General features: G+C 27.4%; 17 protein-coding genes and 2 pseudogenes. 6 read left to right on the top strand and 13 right to left on the bottom strand.

Features of this window, described 5'->3' with window-relative positions:
* Positions 1-854 (top strand): replication initiation protein (locus K324_RS14510; protein WP_036095311.1); only part of this gene is annotated, 854 nt, incomplete at its 5' end.
* 153 nt (positions 855-1,007) lie between these two features.
* On the opposite strand, the gene K324_RS0107295 is transcribed toward K324_RS14510, so the two are convergent.
* From K324_RS0107295 to K324_RS14505, 5 genes and pseudogenes are all read right to left on the bottom strand, one after another.
* Positions 1,008-1,280 carry a type II toxin-antitoxin system RelE family toxin gene (locus tag K324_RS0107295; protein WP_026748581.1) on the bottom strand — a complete coding sequence of 91 codons (273 nt, stop codon included), beginning with the start codon at positions 1,278-1,280 and terminating at the stop codon, positions 1,008-1,010.
* Entirely contained in the window at positions 1,265-1,480 is a 216-nt protein-coding gene (gene relB / locus K324_RS0107290; protein WP_026748580.1) for a type II toxin-antitoxin system RelB family antitoxin, read from the bottom strand. Before relB ends, K324_RS0107295 begins: the two co-directional genes overlap by 16 nt.
* Positions 1,481-2,627: 1,147 nt before the next feature.
* The gene (locus K324_RS15780) at positions 2,628-2,798 is read right to left on the bottom strand and encodes a hypothetical protein (RefSeq protein ID WP_169720572.1); all 171 of its coding nucleotides are present in this window, start codon (positions 2,796-2,798) and stop codon (positions 2,628-2,630) included.
* Positions 2,799-3,060: 262 nt separating this feature from the next.
* The gene (locus K324_RS0107275) at positions 3,061-3,711 is read right to left on the bottom strand and encodes a recombinase family protein (protein WP_026748579.1); all 651 of its coding nucleotides are present in this window, start codon (positions 3,709-3,711) and stop codon (positions 3,061-3,063) included.
* 957 nt (positions 3,712-4,668) lie between these two features.
* Positions 4,669-5,579 (bottom strand): annotated as a pseudogene (locus tag K324_RS14505) (IS30 family transposase).
* 104 nt (positions 5,580-5,683) lie between these two features.
* Between K324_RS14505 and K324_RS15545 the strand changes: the two are divergent.
* Positions 5,684-5,845 (top strand): annotated as a pseudogene (locus K324_RS15545) (integrase core domain-containing protein); the annotation flags it as partial.
* Positions 5,846-6,128: 283 nt separating this feature from the next.
* Here K324_RS15545 and K324_RS0107260 read toward each other — a convergent pair.
* The 6 genes from K324_RS0107260 to K324_RS15770 all read right to left on the bottom strand — a co-directional run bounded on the left by K324_RS0107260 (position 6,129) and on the right by K324_RS15770 (position 10,567).
* The gene (locus K324_RS0107260) at positions 6,129-6,716 is read right to left on the bottom strand and encodes a hypothetical protein (protein WP_026748577.1); all 588 of its coding nucleotides are present in this window, start codon (positions 6,714-6,716) and stop codon (positions 6,129-6,131) included.
* A gap of 301 nt (positions 6,717-7,017) precedes the next feature.
* Positions 7,018-7,188: a hypothetical protein gene (locus tag K324_RS15775; protein WP_169720571.1), complete on the bottom strand. Its 171-nt coding sequence runs from the start codon at positions 7,186-7,188 to the stop codon at positions 7,018-7,020.
* Between the two features lie 26 nt (positions 7,189-7,214).
* Positions 7,215-7,832, bottom strand: a complete 618-nt coding sequence (locus K324_RS0107250; protein ID WP_026748576.1) for a recombinase family protein — start codon at positions 7,830-7,832, stop codon at positions 7,215-7,217.
* A 619-nt stretch (positions 7,833-8,451) separates the two neighbouring features.
* Positions 8,452-9,759, bottom strand: coding sequence for an Abi family protein (locus K324_RS14500; RefSeq protein ID WP_051354414.1), 1,308 nt, complete (start codon positions 9,757-9,759; stop codon positions 8,452-8,454).
* 341 nt (positions 9,760-10,100) lie between these two features.
* Positions 10,101-10,373, bottom strand: coding sequence for a hypothetical protein (locus tag K324_RS0107240; RefSeq protein ID WP_026745114.1), 273 nt, complete (start codon positions 10,371-10,373; stop codon positions 10,101-10,103).
* Between the two features lie 38 nt (positions 10,374-10,411).
* Complete coding sequence (locus K324_RS15770) at positions 10,412-10,567, bottom strand: hypothetical protein (RefSeq protein ID WP_155283116.1); 156 nt, start codon at positions 10,565-10,567, stop codon at positions 10,412-10,414.
* Between the two features lie 64 nt (positions 10,568-10,631).
* Between K324_RS15770 and K324_RS14490 the strand changes: the two genes are divergently transcribed.
* Positions 10,632-11,009, top strand: a complete 378-nt coding sequence (locus tag K324_RS14490; RefSeq protein WP_197738420.1) for a type IV toxin-antitoxin system AbiEi family antitoxin domain-containing protein — start codon at positions 10,632-10,634, stop codon at positions 11,007-11,009.
* A gap of 130 nt (positions 11,010-11,139) precedes the next feature.
* Here the strand turns inward: K324_RS14490 and K324_RS0107225 are convergent, their stop codons facing one another.
* Positions 11,140-13,269, bottom strand: a complete 2,130-nt coding sequence (locus K324_RS0107225; protein ID WP_026748575.1) for a plasmid recombination protein — start codon at positions 13,267-13,269, stop codon at positions 11,140-11,142.
* A gap of 530 nt (positions 13,270-13,799) precedes the next feature.
* Here K324_RS0107225 and K324_RS0107220 point away from each other — a divergent pair.
* Positions 13,800-14,591, top strand: a complete 792-nt coding sequence (locus tag K324_RS0107220) for a ParA family protein (RefSeq protein WP_026748574.1) — start codon at positions 13,800-13,802, stop codon at positions 14,589-14,591.
* A 63-nt stretch (positions 14,592-14,654) separates the two neighbouring features.
* Positions 14,655-15,242, top strand: a complete 588-nt coding sequence (locus tag K324_RS14485) for a hypothetical protein (protein ID WP_036095309.1) — start codon at positions 14,655-14,657, stop codon at positions 15,240-15,242.
* 99 nt (positions 15,243-15,341) lie between these two features.
* On the opposite strand, the gene K324_RS14480 is transcribed toward K324_RS14485, so the two are convergent.
* Positions 15,342-16,418, bottom strand: a complete 1,077-nt coding sequence (locus tag K324_RS14480; protein ID WP_036095308.1) for a replication initiation protein — start codon at positions 16,416-16,418, stop codon at positions 15,342-15,344.
* A gap of 1,186 nt (positions 16,419-17,604) precedes the next feature.
* On the opposite strand from K324_RS14480, the gene K324_RS14475 reads away from it, so the two are divergent.
* Positions 17,605-19,076: ShlB/FhaC/HecB family hemolysin secretion/activation protein (locus tag K324_RS14475; RefSeq protein ID WP_211231552.1), on the top strand; the 1,472-nt coding region annotated here is incomplete at its 3' end.

Here is a 19,076-nt window from a genome sequence, read left to right as displayed (position 1 = left end):
ATTTTAAATCAAAAGAACTTGATTTATTTATTGCAATAATTAGTAGAATGAGGAATAAGGAAGAAGAAGTTACATTTTCTTTTGATTATTTAAAAAATTTAATTCAGTATGAAACTTCAAATAGCATTGAAACATTTCATAAAGAATTAAAATCAATGTATAATAAATTGATAAAATGTGTTTATGGCTGGGAAACTGAAGATGAAATTGTTAGGTTTGTACTGTTTACAGAATATACAATAGATAAGAAAAATAAAACTGTCAAAGTGGGAGTTAATAAAAAATATTCTTGGGTGTTAAATGCGATAACAGATGGGTTATTTACTCGTTTTGAACTAGAAGAGTTTGTCAGATTAAAGTCAAGCTACACCAAAGAGTTTTACAGAAGAATGAAACAGTTCAGAAGTACAGGCTTTTGGAGTGTTAATTTAGATGAGTTCAAAAGATTAATGGATATTCCTGTAAATTACCGGATGTGCGATATTGATGTAAAAGTCTTGAAACCAATACAAAAAGAACTTAAAGAAAAGTATGGATTAAAAATTCAGAAAACATATAACACAAAAGGAAGAGGACGTCCTGCTGTATCAGGCTTCATTTTTACATTCCTGAAAGAAGAACCACAGTCCAGAAAAGAAATCAAAGAAGAGAAAAAAGAAATAAAGACACCTGCCGACTTTTTCATTCATAGAAAAGTCAGAATGATGGATGGAGTAACTGGAATGTTTAACATCTTGACAATAAAGTCAATAAATGAACAGAAGAATGGAATGGTAGTTGTTAAAATTCAGAATGTTGATGATTTTTATGAACAGAATTTTAACTTTAACAGCATGGAACATTTTGAAAATTGATTTAGGAAATATGTGATATAAAAAATTCAAAAATGATAAATACTTGTATTTATTTAGATTACAATTTTTTATTACTTTGGTACTTTTTAATACGAAAAGTTAATAACAAAAAAGGCTATTTCATAAAATTAACTTTATAAAATAGCCTCAGTATCAACTATTATAAATATTTTTTCTATGCCCTACTTCTAATGCTAATACTACTAAATTTTCATCTTGAATATTTACAATAACTCTGTAATCTCCTATTCTGTATCTCCATTGTCCTTTTCTATTTGCTTTCAACATTTTTCCTTTACTGCGTGGATCTTTTGCAATATTTTCTAAATAAATTTTTATTCTCTTTTTTACAAATTCATCTAGTTTGCTAAAATCTTTTACGAAATGTGGAGTTGGGATTATTTTATATTTTACAATTCTTCCCATTTTAAAACTTCTCCTCCATTTTTCAAATAGTTTTCATATTCTGATAATCTTAAATCTGCTATTTTGGCATCATATTCATCTTCTAGTGAGTCAAACACTTTTGATTTTATTAACTCTGACAATGTAACTCCTTCAAATTGTGCCATACTTTGCAAAAATTTTTTTTCCATATCAGACACTTTTAAACTTATAGAAGCCATAACACTCACTCCTTATATTTTATTTTTTTTGGTAATACCATTATACTACTTTTTAAATTTTTGTCAATAATTTTTTGTTTCAAATTCATCTGTTATCATCAAAAACATAGAACTATTTTTCAGTTGAAAATCTAATTTACAATATAGAACTAAAATAAGCCCATATTAGCCCCATAACAAAAAAAATTGCATCAGGCAAGTTTTAAATACCAAAAAACAATTTAACGAACGCTACGGGCTTAATATGACGCAATATGGACTTTAATTTTTATAATCATCAATTTTATTTTGTAATTTTAAAAAATTTTATCCTGATTTTTCTGATATATTTTTTTAAACAAAAAAAGAACTTGTGCAAACTTTTTAGAAGAAAATCTGTACATAAGCTCAAATATTTTATTTTTTATTCAATTAAATTTTCTTTTGATATTTTAAAATGAGTTGAAGTAAAATTTCTCAAACTGCCCATCCACTTCCAAAAACTGGGCTCTCATTTTCTACGCTAATCAAATATTACCCCATTTTTTTCAAAAAATCAAGTCCTTTTTTTATAAAAATTTTTCACAATAAACTTTCCAAAATTTGAATTTTTGGAAAGCACGCTTACCAGTTTCTCGAAAATTAAAAAATTTTAGAAACTTATCGTGATTTTTTCAGCACATAAAATTTTGAAAAAGTGGCTTTCGTTTGCACTCAAAAACTCATTTCATTCGTAAAAATAAAGTTACAATTCTTAAATTTAAAGATCATATTTTGCATAAATTTCTACAAATTTTGTGCAAAAAAAATCTTCATAAAGACAATTTTTAAAGATAAATTTTTATGTATTATTGAACTTTAAATATGACATTTTTTTAATTAAATTTTTTACAAAACAGCAAAAATAATTCCAAATTTTTCAAAAAAATACACCTGAATTTTTAAGAAATTGCAAATAAAAATTTTTAATCATAATTACATCTATAGACAAAAATTTTCTTTTAAAAATAACAAAAAAAGAGAACTAAAAATTCTTCTTTTTTATATAATTATGCTTTTTATTTTACGATATTTTAGAAAAAGTATAGTATTTTTTCTAAAAAAATTTACAATTTGTGCAAATAATTTTAACCATAAAAATTCAAAAATTGTTATTCAGTTTTAATAATTACTCCTCACTTTCAATCAACTTTTCAAACTCTCTAGTTGTTTCAGTTCGTTCAATTCTCTTAACAACTTCATCATCAAATTCAATTTCAATATCAAAAATATCTCTATCATATTCAAGATTATTTTCCTCATCATCTATGTTTTTATCTTCAAAAAATCCATCAGTCATAATTAAAATTCCTTTCATTTTAGTTTTTAATCAAGATACTTATATTTTCAATTATAACATCATTTTCCAAAAGTAAAAAGGAGCAGAAACAACTACTCCTTTTTTTAACTCAGGTGCTAAGACCCATTTGTTTTCTTTTTCTAAAATTATTTTAACACCTTTTTGAAATTTTTTCAATCGTACGGAACTTTGTAGCTTAATGCAAAATACCCTCTTAAATCTCTTTAAAACACAAATTTATGCAGTTTTATAAAGTATTTTCCTACTCACAAAACGTTTTTTTTACTCTAAAAAGTGTCGAACGGCTTAATCCAGTTAATTGGACTGCTTCCGATGTTTTAATTGCTTTTAAAATCCACCTGTTTATAATATCTTTTTGTTTCTTTGTTAAATTTTCCACCTTGTTTGGCCGTCCGCAAATTTTTTTGCTTCCGTCTTTATTAATTTTTTTGTTGCTCAACTTTCTACCTTTACTATCAACTTCCAATTGTGTATAGGCTTCAGTTTGACGTTCTTTAATCAATTCCCTTTCACGTTCCGCAAAATATCCTAATAAATGTAGAATGATAGGCTGCACGAGTTTTTGGCTTAATTTATCAGTTTCTGTAACAGGTTTTCTAGTATTTAAAATGTCATTATCTATAAATTCCAAATAAACTTGTTTCTTTGATAAAAGTTCAAAAGTTTCCTTGATTTCCGCATTATTCCGTCCAAGTCTATCTAAACTTTTAACAACTATAACATCATCGACAACCACCTTTGACATTAATTTTTGCCATTCTTGTCTGTCGATAAAATTTTTTCCTGACGCTTTTTCAATAATAATCTCTTGAACTCCTTTATTTTTCAATGTTTTAATCTGCCTTGTTTCGTCTTGTTCTCTTGTACTGACTCTTGCATATCCGTATCGCATAAAAAATTTTCTCCTTTTTTCTTATTTTACCATTAATTAAATATAATAACAAGTACTTGTTTAAACTCTACTGAAAACCTAGTTTTTATTTACTGATTTTCTAGTTTTAAATCTACTGATTTACTTGTCTTTATTTACTGAAAAACTTGTTTTTTAATATCTTCAAAGTCAGTAACTATAAGTGTTTGCGAGGAGGTAAAAAGGTAATATAAAAAGATAATATATAAAAACGGTATAATAAAAAGAAACTAATTTAGAAAATTAATGGGTAAAAAGTTGTTTTAAATATTCAGATTATATACGATGTAGAAAAAAATAACCGCTGTCTTTTACAACAACGATTATTTAAAAAATATTTAAAAATAGAATATTGATTTAATTTTTAATAATCCAAAATTTTGGAAACACTCCATTATTTATTTAACTTTTTTGTATTTTATTGGAAACATATAAAATGATAAATAATAGTAATTAAAATTTATTTTTAAACCATAATTTATCTTTATTTCTTTTTCTGTTTCATTATATCCTTCAAAAACATAACATCTATTTTTTTTATCACTTATTTTTATTATACTACAATTAATCTTATTCATATAAAATTTCTTTTTAAAAAATTTTATATTTATAAATATCAAATAATATACTAGATATTTCAATAGAATATTTGAAAGACTTAAATTTAATATATATAATATAGAAAAAATAACAATTAATGTATATGCAAATGAATCAAACAAGGAATATCTTATATATATATATGTTTTTTTTTTAAGTTCATAATAGTTCATCTTTTTTAATATGTAATTTTCTATTTCACAAATATTTTTTACATCACAAATAATGAATGAATATCCATCATTTTTTCTAATTACTAAATTTTTTATATTTGAATACAGTATATCTTTTTTATAACATAAATTGCAATATTAATTGCGACATTTTAATAAATTTTTTTTAAAAACTAATTTCGTGTAAAAATTTTTCAAATGGTGTTGCGTAGTTTAAACATTTTCTTGGTCTTGAATTTATTAGCATTAAGTTCTTTATCAGGTCTTCCGTCTCTATTTTTGATATATCGGTCTTCTTAGGGTAAAATTCTCTCAGAAGACCATTGCTGTTTTCGTTACAGCCTCTCTGCCAAGAGCAGTACGGATCTGCAAAATAGAAATCTATTCCCAGCATGAAAATTCCTTTCCTCTGTCTGATGTAAAAGTCTTAAATGCTCCTTTGGGAATACTGGTTGTCAGCTACTTTATTGCTTCAAGCATTGAACTTTTACTTCTGTCTTCCAGCTTCATTGCTACATAAAACCGTGTCTTTAACTCCACAAATGTTGCAAAACAGGCTTTGCTTTCCCCTCTTGATGAAACTACAGAATCCACTTCCCAATGCCCAAAAACTTCCTTTGTACTTACTTCAGACGGCCTTTCTTCAATTGTTTTTCCAATATTAAATTTTCCTCTCGTCTCTTTAATTTTAGCTCTCCTTCCCTTTCTTCTTAAAACATTCAGGGAAACATCCAGAAAATTGCTGTACAGCCAGTTATAGATAGTTTTAAAGGACAGGATTCCTTTTAATTCCCTCCCAATAATCTGTTCAGGTGACCAGGTTTTGCAGAGCCTGTCTTCTATCAGATTTTTCAGTTCGGAGGTTATCTTTGAATTTCTTCCTTTATTAGCAGCTTTTGCATTGGCATCTGCCTGAGCATTTTCAGAAGAGTATTCACCATTAATTCTCTTTATCTCACGGTAAATGGTAGCCCTGTGTCTATTAAGGATTTTAGCAATTTCAGAAATTTTGTAATTTTCCTTTAACAGAACCTCTAGTTTAATTCTTTCATTTATGGTAAAATATTTATGGCTCATGATATATTTCCTTTCGTTAATGTTTTTGTGGTTACTAACATTTTAACACGAAATTATCATGAGTTTTTACATTTTCTAATTTTGTCGCAATATATTATACAATCTATGATACTTTAAAAAATGAGCTAATTAACCTGCACAACTATCACACAGAGAAGGATCTTTACAAAGCTATAGAAGAATTTGCATATACTCAATATAATCATGTGAGACCACATTCTTACAATAATTATAGAACGCCCTTTGAGGCACGCTATGGGGCTTAATTGCCCTATAGCAGCAAATTAGGTTATATTGTTACAAAAATGTTTGACCACAACAGTTCATCCATTGATAAAATAACCTTTCTGATAAGTCAGTTCCTCCTGTCTGGTAGAATGTATAAAGTATTATTCTACCATAAATGGGACTTTTTTATTTGTGGTATACTAGGACTTTATCATATATGGCTTATACAACCCACCCCAATAGTTAACAAAGAACCATTTTAGATATATAATCTACAAAATAGAAGTAAACCGTAAGGGTAATATAAATGAGTAAAATCCTCTATTCAATACCCCATGTCTTCTCCAATTTTTCAGTTATAACAATCCACTGTGGTTTTTCAGAATTTTGCATCGATACTGAGATTCGTAATATCTCTCTTCTTAAGTCTTTGAGGAAGCAACGATCATATTCATAATACTGTTTCCATATTCTCAGTGCTTTTTTTGAGATTTCCCCTGTTTCATAGTAAGTGTACAATTTTATCCAAAAACCAATATACACGCTTAACGCTTGGTGTTCTGTGAGATAATCTATTTTCACTTCATCCAAGTGATGATCTATCTCAATTCTATCTTTAGCGACTTCATGGTTAAGTATATCATTCGATGAACCATTCAGATAACCTACCCAACCCAGAACGACTTCTTTTCGATATGCTTCCCTCTTTTCATCTGGAAGATTAAACCATTTCACATCTATCTCCCAAAAAATGCTCCGTACATTTTTAAAGAAGTCCGATGAAAAAAACTGCTCAATCAATTGAATATTTTGTTTTGCTTGATCTGATTTTTTCCCCCATATAGTCACCCATATTGTAATTAAAATGGCGACTGCTGATAGAACTAATGAACCCAAATTATAATCCATCTATTTGTTCCTCCTTATCTTTTACAACTATTCGTTGTAGCAAAAATGACATTTTTGATTTCTATTATACACTCCCCCGATTTATAGCTCTGCACCCTCTGCCTCTGAAATGCCTCCCTAAAATAGATTTGCACCCCCTTGATTCTTAAGCAACAAGGCAATAACTAAATTATATCATAGTCTTCACTTTGTTTTCAAGAATTCTTAACATTTTGACTAAAAAAAAGCAATGATTTAACAGTAATAATTTTGGTTGTAAATTAAAATTTAAGTCTAAAAATTTGTTACTCTGTTTTAATAGTTACTCCTCACTTTCAATCAACTTTTCAAACTCTCTAGTTGTTTCAGTTCTTTCAATTCTTTTAATTACTTCGTCATCAAATTCAATTTCAATATCAAAAATATCTCTATCATATTCAAGATTATTTTCCTCATCATTTACATTTTCATCTTCAAAAAATTCATCAGTCATAATTGAAATTCCTTTCATTTTAGTTTTTAATCAAGATAACTGTTCTTGTAATATTTATAATACGAAGATCTACTTATTTGCATAAATCTACAAAAACTTTTTACGCTTATTTCCTTATTCCGTACTCGTTTTAACATATGCTGTTCCTCTTTTGAAAGATTTAAAACTTTGACTGGCCGTCCAATTACATTTCCAGTTTTCCTGCTGTATCTTTTCCCTGATTTTCCAAGCGGCATATTTTTAATTCCGTCATTTATTCTTTCAATCAAAGTACTTCGTTCTCTTTCAGCCAAATATATCAGAAGCGGAATCACAACAACATTTACAATTTCATCTTTCTTGTTATTCACATTATGATTTAAAAGTTCCTGATTAATTACAACAATATTAACTTTCATATCTTTAAGTTTTGTATAAAGCTCAGTAACTTCCGTAAAATTACGCCCAAGCCTGTCAATGTCTGTAACAACAAACGTATCATTTTCCCGAATTTTTGATAAAATTTTCTGCAGTTCAGCCCTCTTCATATTTTTTCCGCTCTGTATATCACAATAAACTTCATCGCAGCCAGTATTTTCAAGCGATGCTATCTGCCTTGTCAAATCCTGCTTTGCCGTGCTTACTCTTGCATATCCAAATTTCATTTAGACAACTCCTTTACAAAAATGTATACTAAAATATATTTTAATTTAGTGTACATCATTTGGCTTATTATACACTTAAATTCAGTATAGTTTTAAGTGTGCATTAAAACATCTATTTTAGTAGATAAATAAGTCTTCTTATTTTCAAATATTTAATAGTAGATTGAAAAATTTAGTTTGTTATTAAAAAATTCAATTATAATTTTTTAATTCTTACTTATCTAAATATAGATAAATATAAATCTAGTCTCCGATTTAAATATCTAGCAAACATATCTGACATTGCCGATATATTGCGCTTTATATAATATTCATCAAAAGCTATATCTCATTCGATCAGTAAACTTGATATCTATAGGTGGATATTCTTCCTTTATAAGTTCTAAATTTATTAGGGCGTGTCTGAAAACTCGAAATCTATGTCATTTTTAATGTTTTTTTTAATTTTATAAATTATACAAATCGTGATAAAATCAGTGTTTATTATTTTTGATTTTGGAAAAATTTGTTAAAAATTCATCATTCTGATAGTTTTCAGACACGCCCTAATAAAATTATTTTTGACTTATGAGACCCTCTCTTTTTTTATTTATAAAAAATAGGAGATTTCGCTCCTATTTCATTTTTTATTCAATATTTTTATTATCTCGCCTTTAAAATTATTTTCTTCTTCAAATTTATCAACTTCTTTTTCTTCATATAAAATTTCTATATAATCTTTATCTTCTTCTGTTATTTTTTTATTTTCAATGGTAACCTTTTTCATGTTCAACTTAAATACATAACCTATTAATTTCATACCATACGCTATTTTTAAAGTCAAATCCTTTTCCTGTTTTAAATAAATTTCTTCTATTTTTGATATAGTTGCTAAGCTGTCAATTTCATCTCCATGTTTGATATAAATAAATTTTTCTATTTTCTCATTTTCTTCCTTTGAATCAATTTCTTCCCATTCCAATAAATCTCCTATAATTCTCTTCCATTTTATTGGAATTCCCGTTTGGTTTAATATATCGCCAAATACTTTTGTAGAATAATTTGATCCTAATTTTTTTATCTCATTACTTATTTCCTTCGCTAATATTTGAAACTCTTTTCTTGTAATAAATAACTTCAAAATTATTAAAACATCAAATAATTTTGAACGAAAAGTAAAATCTATATGAGGATGTGTTATCCTATGTATTCTATTTCTGTTTATTCTTACTGTAATATTGTACAGTCTTTCATTATGGGCACATATATTTCTAATACTATTTATAAATCTCAGTATTTTTTTCATATTCTTTTCATCTACAATAATAGTTTTATCATATTCCTTTTTATATTCAATTGCTATTTCTTCACATATTTCTTTTTGCAAACTTTCTTCTATGGAAGAGTAAAAATATGATATATTACCAAAAGTTAATTGTTTTGCGAGCACCCATAATGGCAAATTTCTATGTATATCCAAATAATGAGATATTTGCCTTCCACCAGTATAATTTTGAGACATACAATTTCTTATAACATTTGATATTTCAGCAATTACTCTTGTCGCATTTTCTTTTTTAGTTTCATCGTAATTATTGATATTTAAATAATTAAATTCCTGTGTTTTTTCCTTTGAAAAAACATAAGAAATTTTTGTTTTGATAATATTTTCAAGTTTTAAAATATTCTTTAAAATAATAGAACGAATTTCTGCATCAAATTCATACAAAAGATCAATATCCTTAAAATTTGTCCCTTCTTTATACACATCATCACCAGCTGCTGTTGTAGCTGGTATATCTATAAAATAATCTTTATACCCATTTATAATATCATAATAGTTTTTCCTCTTCAAAATTTTTATAACTTCTTCATCATTATCAATTATTAACCTACGGCTTTTAAGCTTTTCCAATTGCTCTTCATATGTATGAAATGGTCTGCTCATCAATAACACTCCTTTTCTAAAAAAAAAAGTCTTACTTCTTTATTAGACAAGTAAGACTTTGTGAGCTCCCCTCTAAGTTGCTCACGTTCACTTGTTGTAATAATACATTATTTCAATAAAAATGTCAAGGACTTTTTAAATTAGTTGCAATTCATCTTTTGTAAAAATTTAACTATTATCCTATGGATTTTAAGTTATTTATCATATTTTATACTTAAAAACTATAAATTAATCAATATATACATAAGAAAATTTAATAGAAAATTTACAATAAAAAATAAAATTATGTCTAAATTACAATGTAATTTCAAATATTTTTGTAAAAGATGAATTGCAGTAAATTAGTTCTTTTTTTCTTTTTTTATTTGAGATATTCTTCCTGGAGTTAGATTATATTTTTCAGCTACTGCTTTACCTGGCAAATGTCTTAATTCCAAAACAATAGCATTATCTCTCATTTCTATTACTTTATCTTGTAATTCTGCTATTTCTTTTGAATGGCTATCTATTATTTTTCCTTGTTTTTCAACTTCTTTTCTTAATTCTTCTTGTGCTGCCATTATTGATCTATTAGCTTCCAAAATATGATCTGTTACTGTTTTCTTTTTTCTCATTTTAAAACCTTCTTTCGTTCAATATTTAATTTATTAAATTAAATATACCATACATTTTTTAAAATTGCAAGCTTTTTTATATTTCTATTTTTTTTTAATTTTTCAATGGAATTTTCTGTTTCAAGATATAACTTGTATTTTCTTATGGCAATGTTCGCACTATTTCTGTCAATCCCTATTTTTTCTATCCGCATGTTAAAAGTTTCAATACCTTTTTTAGCAAAAATTTGATTTGCTCCATAGATTACTCAGGAAAATTTGAATATATACTGCATTGATTTTTCCCATGAAACAGCAACTTACTTGCAAGGGTTATCTACTAGAATGCCACTCATTTATGTAATGACTGTTCCAGTCGGAGATAATGTGAGCAGAGTTAAATCAACAAGGGACAATATTATTTTTAAATACAACAAAAAAGATTATTATAACATTGGTAGGACAAGTATAACAAATCCTTTTGGTAGAAAAATTTTTAGCTATGATAAGAAAAGAACGATATTAGATATTATCAAAAACAAGAACAGAGTCGACGCTGATGTATTCAGCGAAGCTATGAAGTTGTATTTTAGAGATAATGACAGAGATTTATTAAAGATGTCTAAATACGTTATTTATATGAATATGGAAGAATAGTTAAAACAATTACAGAGGTATTATTATAAAAAATGAAATATTGAAATATGTGTGGAACAGGAGTTTTAAAAATTACAAAAAGAGATTTTTACAAATAAAAAAGGACTTGAAGTCCTTTTTTTGTTAAATATTATAAACTTCTATCATATTGAGAACCGCTTTTTCTTTGATTACGTACAACATTCCTATTCTTAATCGTGTTTTCCAGCTCAATATTCAGATTATTCTTAAAATTACTCCACCATCCATAAGTATTACCAGTCACTTTTTCAATGGCTGCTATTACTGTTTTTTCTATTTCTAAAAGGGAAAATTTCCCATTGGAATCCTGGTGAAGCAAATTTGTCATTTGATTAATAAATTTTCTGCCTGCATCATGTTTTCGCCTAATATAAGCTCCCTTAATTTTCTCATCTGCTCTAGCTTGAGCTTCTCCAAACAACTTATCATATTCAGATTTGTTATTTGCTTTAAAATTTAAAATATCCTTGTCTATAACTTCGTAGTATCTCAAATGTTCACGAACCAGATCATCAACTTCTTTTTGTATAATTGGCTGGGCCAGCTTTTCAAGTTCGGCTTTTCTACGTCTTTTCTTTTCTTCCAAATCTACATAAATGTCATTAAGCTGCCTACGTTTATTATTAATTTCTTGCAGTTCTCGTTCCATTTGAAGTCCTTTATCTAAAATATCCTGCTTTATGGCATTATTCTTGGCTTCCTCCTTTTCTACGTCCTTCTTAATATTTCTCATCAAGGTATCTCCACGTTTTCTCGCTTCGTTAAGAGCTTCATTAATGAGTTCCTGTTTCCGCCTTTCTGAAACGACGTAAGGTTTTTCCGCTTCCATTTTCTTTTCCCAGATTTGTTCATCAAGATTACGTATTTCATTATTTTTGCTGTTTTGTTCCTTTTCCAAAAAATTAATTGAACTTTTTAGATTACTCGCTTTAGTTTCAAGTGTTTTAATCTCAAAATAAAGGTTATCCCTGTTCTTGATCAGCTCTTCAACTTTTTCTCCTTTTGAATAATCTTCTATTTTTTTATTGATTGCTTCAAAATCTACATTCTTAAAGACTTCATCAAATAATTTTATTTCTTTTTTAAGATTTTTCTTGAAATTTTTGTTATTCTGTCTTTGATTTAATTTGTCCTTGATTATCTTCTTTATATTGAAAATACGCTTAAAATCCGTAATTTCCTTATTACTTTTTCTTGCCTTGAAATCTGTTTCATAGTTTTTAAATTCATTCAAGAAATCTTCCTTTGAAATTTTTTTCTTTTTATCAATAATTTCCCTTTTTGAAAGAATTTCTGTATATTTCATAAACTCATTTTTTGAATAATCATTGCTGCCAATCTTACTTTCAAGCTCCTTTTTCTCCTTTTCCATAGCGAATTTTGTCCTGTCAAGATCTTCAGAAGAATTTACTTTTTCAGTCCTTCTGACTACAACTTCCGCACCTTCATTTGAAAACACCTTAACCTTATTTTTTAACTCATTAACAGCAGCATTATTAACCATGAAATCGTTTACAAATTCTTCATTGAAAGTCCTGTAAAAATCTTTAGTAAATGGAGAAGTTCCACTCTCAAATTTAAACTTTTTATCTGACTTATTTTTGTTCAGTTTGGCCAGTTGTCTTTCAATAATTTTAGGCTTTTCTTGAACCTTAAATTCCTCAAATGCCTTTTTATACTCATCAGTTCCGGCAACTAATCCAAGCTCCCTATTTCTTCTTAAAAATGCACTGCTCAAAGCTGATTTTACTTTTGCTGGATTAACATCACTTACCGTATACTCATCTTTCTGATTATTCTCTTCCAAAAAAGTCCACATCGACTGCAGATGAGGCGTGCTTTCATCGAAGTGAATTACTGCATATACACAACGAGCATTTTTACCAAATTTTTTATTTAAGAACTCAAGATTTTCCTTGTAATACTGCTCCCACTTTTCAAGGGAAAGCATATATGTCAAATCCACTCCATTCTTTGCTTCAAAATTTCCTGTCTGCACCTGTGAAACGACGCTTACCACATCCCTGCTCCTGCTGTCAACTTCTGTATCATAGTACTGCCGTTCAAGGACAGATAAATCCTTGACAAGAATTTTGTTAAACTGTGTCAGTTCCTGATTGACATTGTTCTTAAACTTCTCCAGTTCACGGAATGCTTCCCTGACTACATTGTTAATACTGCTCCTGCCTGATCCAGAATTGTATTTCTTGAAATTGTTTATTGCTGAAATCTCAGCCATTTTTATTCCCCCTTTTATCAAAAAATGTTTCTACATTTTCCAATTTATTCTAATTATACTTATTTATAATTTTTTTTGCAAATCGTAAGTTTTGGGACTGCTCAATTTTTGCATCGGCCAGTCGCAATGCAAGAGGGCGAAACCCTTTGCAAAGCTCCTCCATTCATTAAAAATGAATGGCTCGCCTGTCATTTTTTTCAAAAATTACTGCCGAGCTCTCAAACGCCGAGGGCTTTTCAGGCAAAAAAATGAGTTCGTAATGCGAGCGTTCCACTTCGCAAAACTGAATCATTTTTCTGCCATCTTCATCTGAAAAAATTTAGCAAACATTATTGATAAATTTTTAGTCATAAAAAGACATTTATTTAAACACAAAAAATTTACAAAAAATCAAAAATTATTATTGACGTTTTAAGGAAGTCAAAGTACAATATTATTAAGTATAATTTTTTATTTCATATTTGCTAATTTTAACATTTCGACCGCGGTCGAAATATAAAATATAAATAGATTTTTAAAGGAGGTATTTTATGAAAGTTATAAGCATACTAAATCCTAAGGGCGGAGCTGGAAAAACCGTTACAGCTGTTAATCTTGCTTATGCAATGAGCTTGAAAGGAAAAAAGATATTATTAATAGATACTGACCCAAGAAATGCTGTTTCAACTTATCTTAATTTAAAAAATGATAATACAATTTTTGACTTAATAAAAGAATGTTACGAAACAATGAAATTTGATAAAGCAAAATATATTACAAGCAAAAATAAAGTAGATGTTATAATTTCTGATGAAAGATTACTTCAACTTGAAATGCTTTTTGCGAGTTATTCTGACAATCAAGCTATCTTTAATATTTTTTCAAATATAACAGAACAACTGAAACAGGACTATGACTATATCATTATTGATACTGAAGGTTCAATCAATAACACGGTAAGGGGTATTTTAAATGCAACAGATTATATTGTCGCACCATCAAAATGTAGCTTAATAGACACAAATGGAATAAACGATCTTATAAAGATATACTTCATTGGTAAAAGAAATAATCCTAAATTAGAATTAAAAAAAGTATTTTTCGTACAGGTAGAAGAACGAACAAAAGTTTTTGCTGATGCATTAAAAGAATTTACAGATTTTTTTAATTCAAATGGTTTAGGACTTAATTCTAATATTTTATCAAAAAATTATGTCAGAAAAGACTCAAATATCAATAATGCAATGTTAGAAAATCTTGATATTATAAATTATAAAAAGTCCTCTCCTTCATCAACAGATTATAGAAATATTGCAAATGACCTGATAAAAGAATTAGAATAATTTTATATTTCGACCGCGGTCGAAATGATACAATCTTTATAAAAATTTCAAAGGAGTATTACAATGGGAAGATTTGACTCGTTAAAGAAAATAGATGAATTAACAATTGAAAGCATAAAACAATATGAAAGTAATTTTGATTTTTCAGCTTATGAAATAACAGATGATAATTTTATTTCTGAAATAAGAAGTATTGAAAATAATTTGTATATGGCTTGGAATCTGATACAAAATAGAACAAAAGAAATGTGTAAATATTTATATGAAGCACAGGAAAAATTTAAAACACAAAAAGATGGCTCTTTTATGGCATGGTATAAAAGTATGGGCTTGTCTAAGGATCAGGTTTCAATTTCTATTATGAAATATAAACAATATTTGGAGTATGGAGAAAATCCTATGGCCTTGAAAAGTTCTAAAAGAACTGTAAAATATATTAATCAAAACTCAGAAAATTTATCTGATGAAAAAATAGAAGAAATTTTAAATAATCCGAAAGAAGCTCCAAATATAATAAAAGAATTAAAATCAAAAGTTGAAATAGATTATGCAAAAAGACTTGAAGAAATAAACAAAGAAATTAAAAAATTTCAAAGAAAAATCAGACAATTAAAAACTGAAAAAATGGAGATAAAATCACAACTACAATAATAAATAATATTTTATCTTTTCTTGTTAATTTAAACAAAAAATATACCTCCAATCTCGAATATGAAATTGGAGGTACAGTAATAATTTTTTTCTTTTTTTCTAAACTTTACTAACAAGTAATTCCTCTGCTAATTCAATTATTTCTTGTGTAAGATTTTCCTCATCAGCTTCAAAAATTGCTTCTAATTGCATATTTATATCTTTTATTTTTTGAATTTTTCCTGGATATTGATCCGTCATTTTTTTTAATTGAACATTCCCTTTTAATCCTTCATACATCGCTTTTAATTTTACTATTTCCATATTGTTATCTTCTAATTTTGCTTTTATTTTTTCTCTTAAAGTTTTTTCTTTTTCTTGTTTTGGGATAGCTTCAATTATTTTTGATTTTATTTCTGGAACTACTTTTATCTCTTCTTTCTTTTTTTGTTTTCTAGGTTTACTCAAAGGAATTGGATTATCTTCTTCTTCATTATCTACTACAATATCTACTTTTTTCTCAGTGGAGAATTTAAACTCAAATCCAGTAACTCTGCTTCTTCCTCGTCCACCAGAAAATCCATATTTTTTTTCAATTTTCAAGTTGTATTTTTCTCCTAATTCTTTTTGAATCGGTTTTAAAACCCAAGCATCTATATCAGTAATCCTGTACTTTTCAGGAATATCAAGTAAATTTCTAAATTCTTCAATGCCACATTTCCAAAAGCCTGTACTTCTAAATTGTTTCATTCTTCGATAAAATTCTTTCGTATAACTTGATTTTAAATCAACAAACTCTTCTAATTCAAATCTTGTCCACTTTCCAGGGTCAAAATCATTTAATAAAAATTTAAAACGCTCACTAACTGAAACTGTTAAAATCTGTTTTTTAGAACTCGTTCTAAATTCTTTAAATAATGCAAATTGAATAATCTCATCGTTTTCTACAAGAGTAAAATTAAGAGCTAATAATTTTTTATTAATATTCATTATTGATTTTGAAAATTGTTCTATTGTTGGTTTTTTTTCAGACTTTATTAACTGCTTTAAATCATAATAAGAAAACTTAATTTCTTCTATTTCCCTATTTCTTACTCTATGAAGAATGGTCATCAATAAGTCAAGTTCTTCAGCCGTAAATCCTCTTAATCCTACAGTATTAAAATCATTATCATATTTTACAATTTTATTTTTCATTACCATACCTCTTTTTAACTTTTTACTATTATATCATATATATTATATAAAGACAAGAATTCAAAATAAGCTTGTTTTTAAAGTCGTAAAAACTTGTTTTAAATAGTCTCTAAATCCTTTTTTTATAGGCATTTGCGGACACCTAAAAGATAAAAAATATTTTAAAAGATATAAAAATCTTTTAAAATATTTTTTTAAAAGAATTGATTTTTAAATTTTTTATTGTTACAAAAAGTACCCTTATGAATAATCCCTTCATTTTTAGCACATTCAAAATTTTAATAATCCATATTCGTAAAATGTCGTTTTTAATACACCAAAGAAACATTTAAATAAAAATTAAAACATTTTAAGTAAGTGTTCCTTATAAAAAAAATCTAAATTTTCAATATAAGCCTTCCTAAACAATTTTTTCTTCTTATTCAACCTTTCATACCAAAAAAATTTTTTACGATGAATTAAATCCCTTTCTGACGTTCTCAGATATATTTTTAAAATACATTGACAAGCTTATCAGAATAAATTTCATATTTTTTAGTCTTTAAGCTGTATATCCATTAAATCTTCCTTATTGAAAATTTAAAAGTACTTTAACTCATATATGAGGGCTTGAATATTAGAATTTGCTTATCATTTCGCACGCGTGCGAAATGATATTCAATGTGAGATAGAAAAGTAATGTTTTAATTAATAATAAAATCTGTTTTTTCAAAAACTTTCAAGCTGAAAAAAATAACATAAATCCATATAAAACTTTTTAACTGTTTTGTTAAAGAATACAGTTATTCTTTCTCATAAAATTTATTTTATGCAGGTAGTGTTTTCTGTTTAACAGGGAAACACACAAGCGTGCCTTTTAAAAAACGAAGAATTTGTATAAAAATTTCTGAATGAAAAAACATCATCTATAACTTTCAAAAATTTAGAAAAAATAACATTACTTCTAAATTTACCCATAAATCAGTTTTAGGCGATTTTTTCATTTTAGGTAAGGGGAATAATCAAAAAAGTTTTTTAATGACGAATTTGAACCCGTTATGCTCTTCTGAGAATCTTTTTAAATAATATTCCTATCTTAAAATTCTAACTTCATTATTAATTCTAAATACACTTTTTTATACAAATTTGACTTTTTTTTTAATTTATGTTAGTATGATTTAATCTTTTATTAAAAAGGAGGTAAGTTTTGGGATATAAAAAAATAATGATTTTTTGTGTGTTTTTGCTTGCAAATCTTGCTTTTACCGCTCCAGTTAATGAAGCCAATAAAATTATTGACATCCAGCAGAGACAGCTTGAACAGGAGAGAATCAAGCAGCAGCAGGAGAAAATGCAAAGAGAGTTTGAGAATACAAAATTTGATAATTCTCAGATACAAATTAATAATGAAATTGAAAATGATAATAACAATTCTAATAAATTTTTAATTAAAATGATTAATTTAAAAGATGATGATAAGCTGTTATCTCAAAGAGAAAAGGATAGAATTATTGGAAAATATATCTATCTTGAACTTAGTTCCAATGACATTAGAAACCTTCTTACAGATCTTACAAATAAACTAATTTCTAAAGGATATACTACATCTATTGTAAACTTTGACAAGAATAATGATTTAACCACTGGGATTTTAAATTTGGAGATTGTTGCCGGCAGAATTGAGGATATAAGGATTAATTCCGGCAATGGGCTTGATAAATATAAGGAATTTTTTATGTTTTCTAAAAATAAAGGGAAAATCCTTAATATCAGGGACATTGACACGGCAACTGACAACTTTAACTCAATTAATGCCAACAATATGACTATGGAAGTTCTTCCTGGAAGAAAGGCTAACTATTCAAGAATTGAAGTAAAAAATACATTAAAGAATAAATATACTGTCGGAATCTTAGCTAACAACTATGGGGACAGTAGGCAGAATGGAATATGGAGGAGAGGTATTAACCTTAATATTGACAGTCCTCTTGGAATTGGGGACAACTTCTATTTCACATATATGACAGTTCCTAAAAAAGATCCCGACAGAAGCTGGAAAAAGACTATTGAGCAGTTGCAGCCAGGGGAGATTTTGCCAATCGGGCCAGCTGGCTATGATCCTTTAAAAGGGGACACATTGCCATATAAAAGACGGCTTGACATGTTTAATTTTGGATATACAATGAAATTCAGGACTTACACCTTAAAACTTAATTCAAGTAAAAGTATTCAGGAAAGCAGCTTCTATTCGGCAAATACAGTATACGATATGTATTCAAACAGTCATACATTGTCTGCTGATTTAGAAAAAATATTGTTCAGGAATCAGAAAAGCAAGATTGGTCTTGATTTGGGAATTAGAAGAAGACATAATCAGAGCTATCTTGAAAAGTCTGTATTGTCTGACAGAAAACTTGCTGTTGGTACAGTGAGCCTTAATACCACTACTTCACTTTTTGGAGGAATTTTTGGAAGCTCTTTCGGATATGAGAGAGGGCTTAAAATATTTCATGCCGAAAGGGATAGCGGAAAGATAGATACTACGCCAAAGGCGCAGTTCCATAAATACAGCATGAACCTTAGTTACTACAAGCCCATAACGAATAAATTTGTCTACAGGGCAAATGTTTATGGAAGCTATTCAAATGATGTGCTTTATGGAAGTGAAAGGCAGACAAT

The sequence above is a fragment of the Leptotrichia trevisanii DSM 22070 genome (genome assembly GCF_000482505.1).
Classification (GTDB): Bacteria; Fusobacteriota; Fusobacteriia; order Fusobacteriales; family Leptotrichiaceae; genus Leptotrichia; species Leptotrichia trevisanii.
Note: the sequence above shows the minus strand (reverse complement) of the source record. Positions and strands in the feature narration are given on the sequence as shown.

Coding starts and splice junctions, on each gene's coding strand:
- K324_RS14500 (WP_051354414.1), bottom strand. CDS start 9,759: ATGAGCAGACCATTTCATACATATGAAGAGCAATTGGAAAAGCTTAAA.
- K324_RS0107250 (WP_026748576.1), bottom strand. CDS start 7,832: ATGAAATTTGGATATGCAAGAGTAAGCACGGCAAAGCAGGATTTGACA.
- K324_RS0107295 (WP_026748581.1), bottom strand. CDS start 1,280: ATGGGAAGAATTGTAAAATATAAAATAATCCCAACTCCACATTTCGTA.
- K324_RS0107275 (WP_026748579.1), bottom strand. CDS start 3,711: ATGCGATACGGATATGCAAGAGTCAGTACAAGAGAACAAGACGAAACA.
- K324_RS15775 (WP_169720571.1), bottom strand. CDS start 7,188: ATGACTGATGAATTTTTTGAAGATGAAAATGTAAATGATGAGGAAAAT.
- K324_RS15780 (WP_169720572.1), bottom strand. CDS start 2,798: ATGACTGATGGATTTTTTGAAGATAAAAACATAGATGATGAGGAAAAT.
- K324_RS0107260 (WP_026748577.1), bottom strand. CDS start 6,716: ATGGATTATAATTTGGGTTCATTAGTTCTATCAGCAGTCGCCATTTTA.
- K324_RS14485 (WP_036095309.1), top strand. CDS start 14,655: ATGGGAAGATTTGACTCGTTAAAGAAAATAGATGAATTAACAATTGAA.
- K324_RS0107225 (WP_026748575.1), bottom strand. CDS start 13,269: ATGGCTGAGATTTCAGCAATAAACAATTTCAAGAAATACAATTCTGGA.
- K324_RS15770 (WP_155283116.1), bottom strand. CDS start 10,567: ATGCGGATAGAAAAAATAGGGATTGACAGAAATAGTGCGAACATTGCC.
- K324_RS14480 (WP_036095308.1), bottom strand. CDS start 16,418: ATGAAAAATAAAATTGTAAAATATGATAATGATTTTAATACTGTAGGA.
- relB (WP_026748580.1), bottom strand. CDS start 1,480: ATGGCTTCTATAAGTTTAAAAGTGTCTGATATGGAAAAAAAATTTTTG.
- K324_RS0107220 (WP_026748574.1), top strand. CDS start 13,800: ATGAAAGTTATAAGCATACTAAATCCTAAGGGCGGAGCTGGAAAAACC.
- K324_RS0107240 (WP_026745114.1), bottom strand. CDS start 10,373: ATGAGAAAAAAGAAAACAGTAACAGATCATATTTTGGAAGCTAATAGA.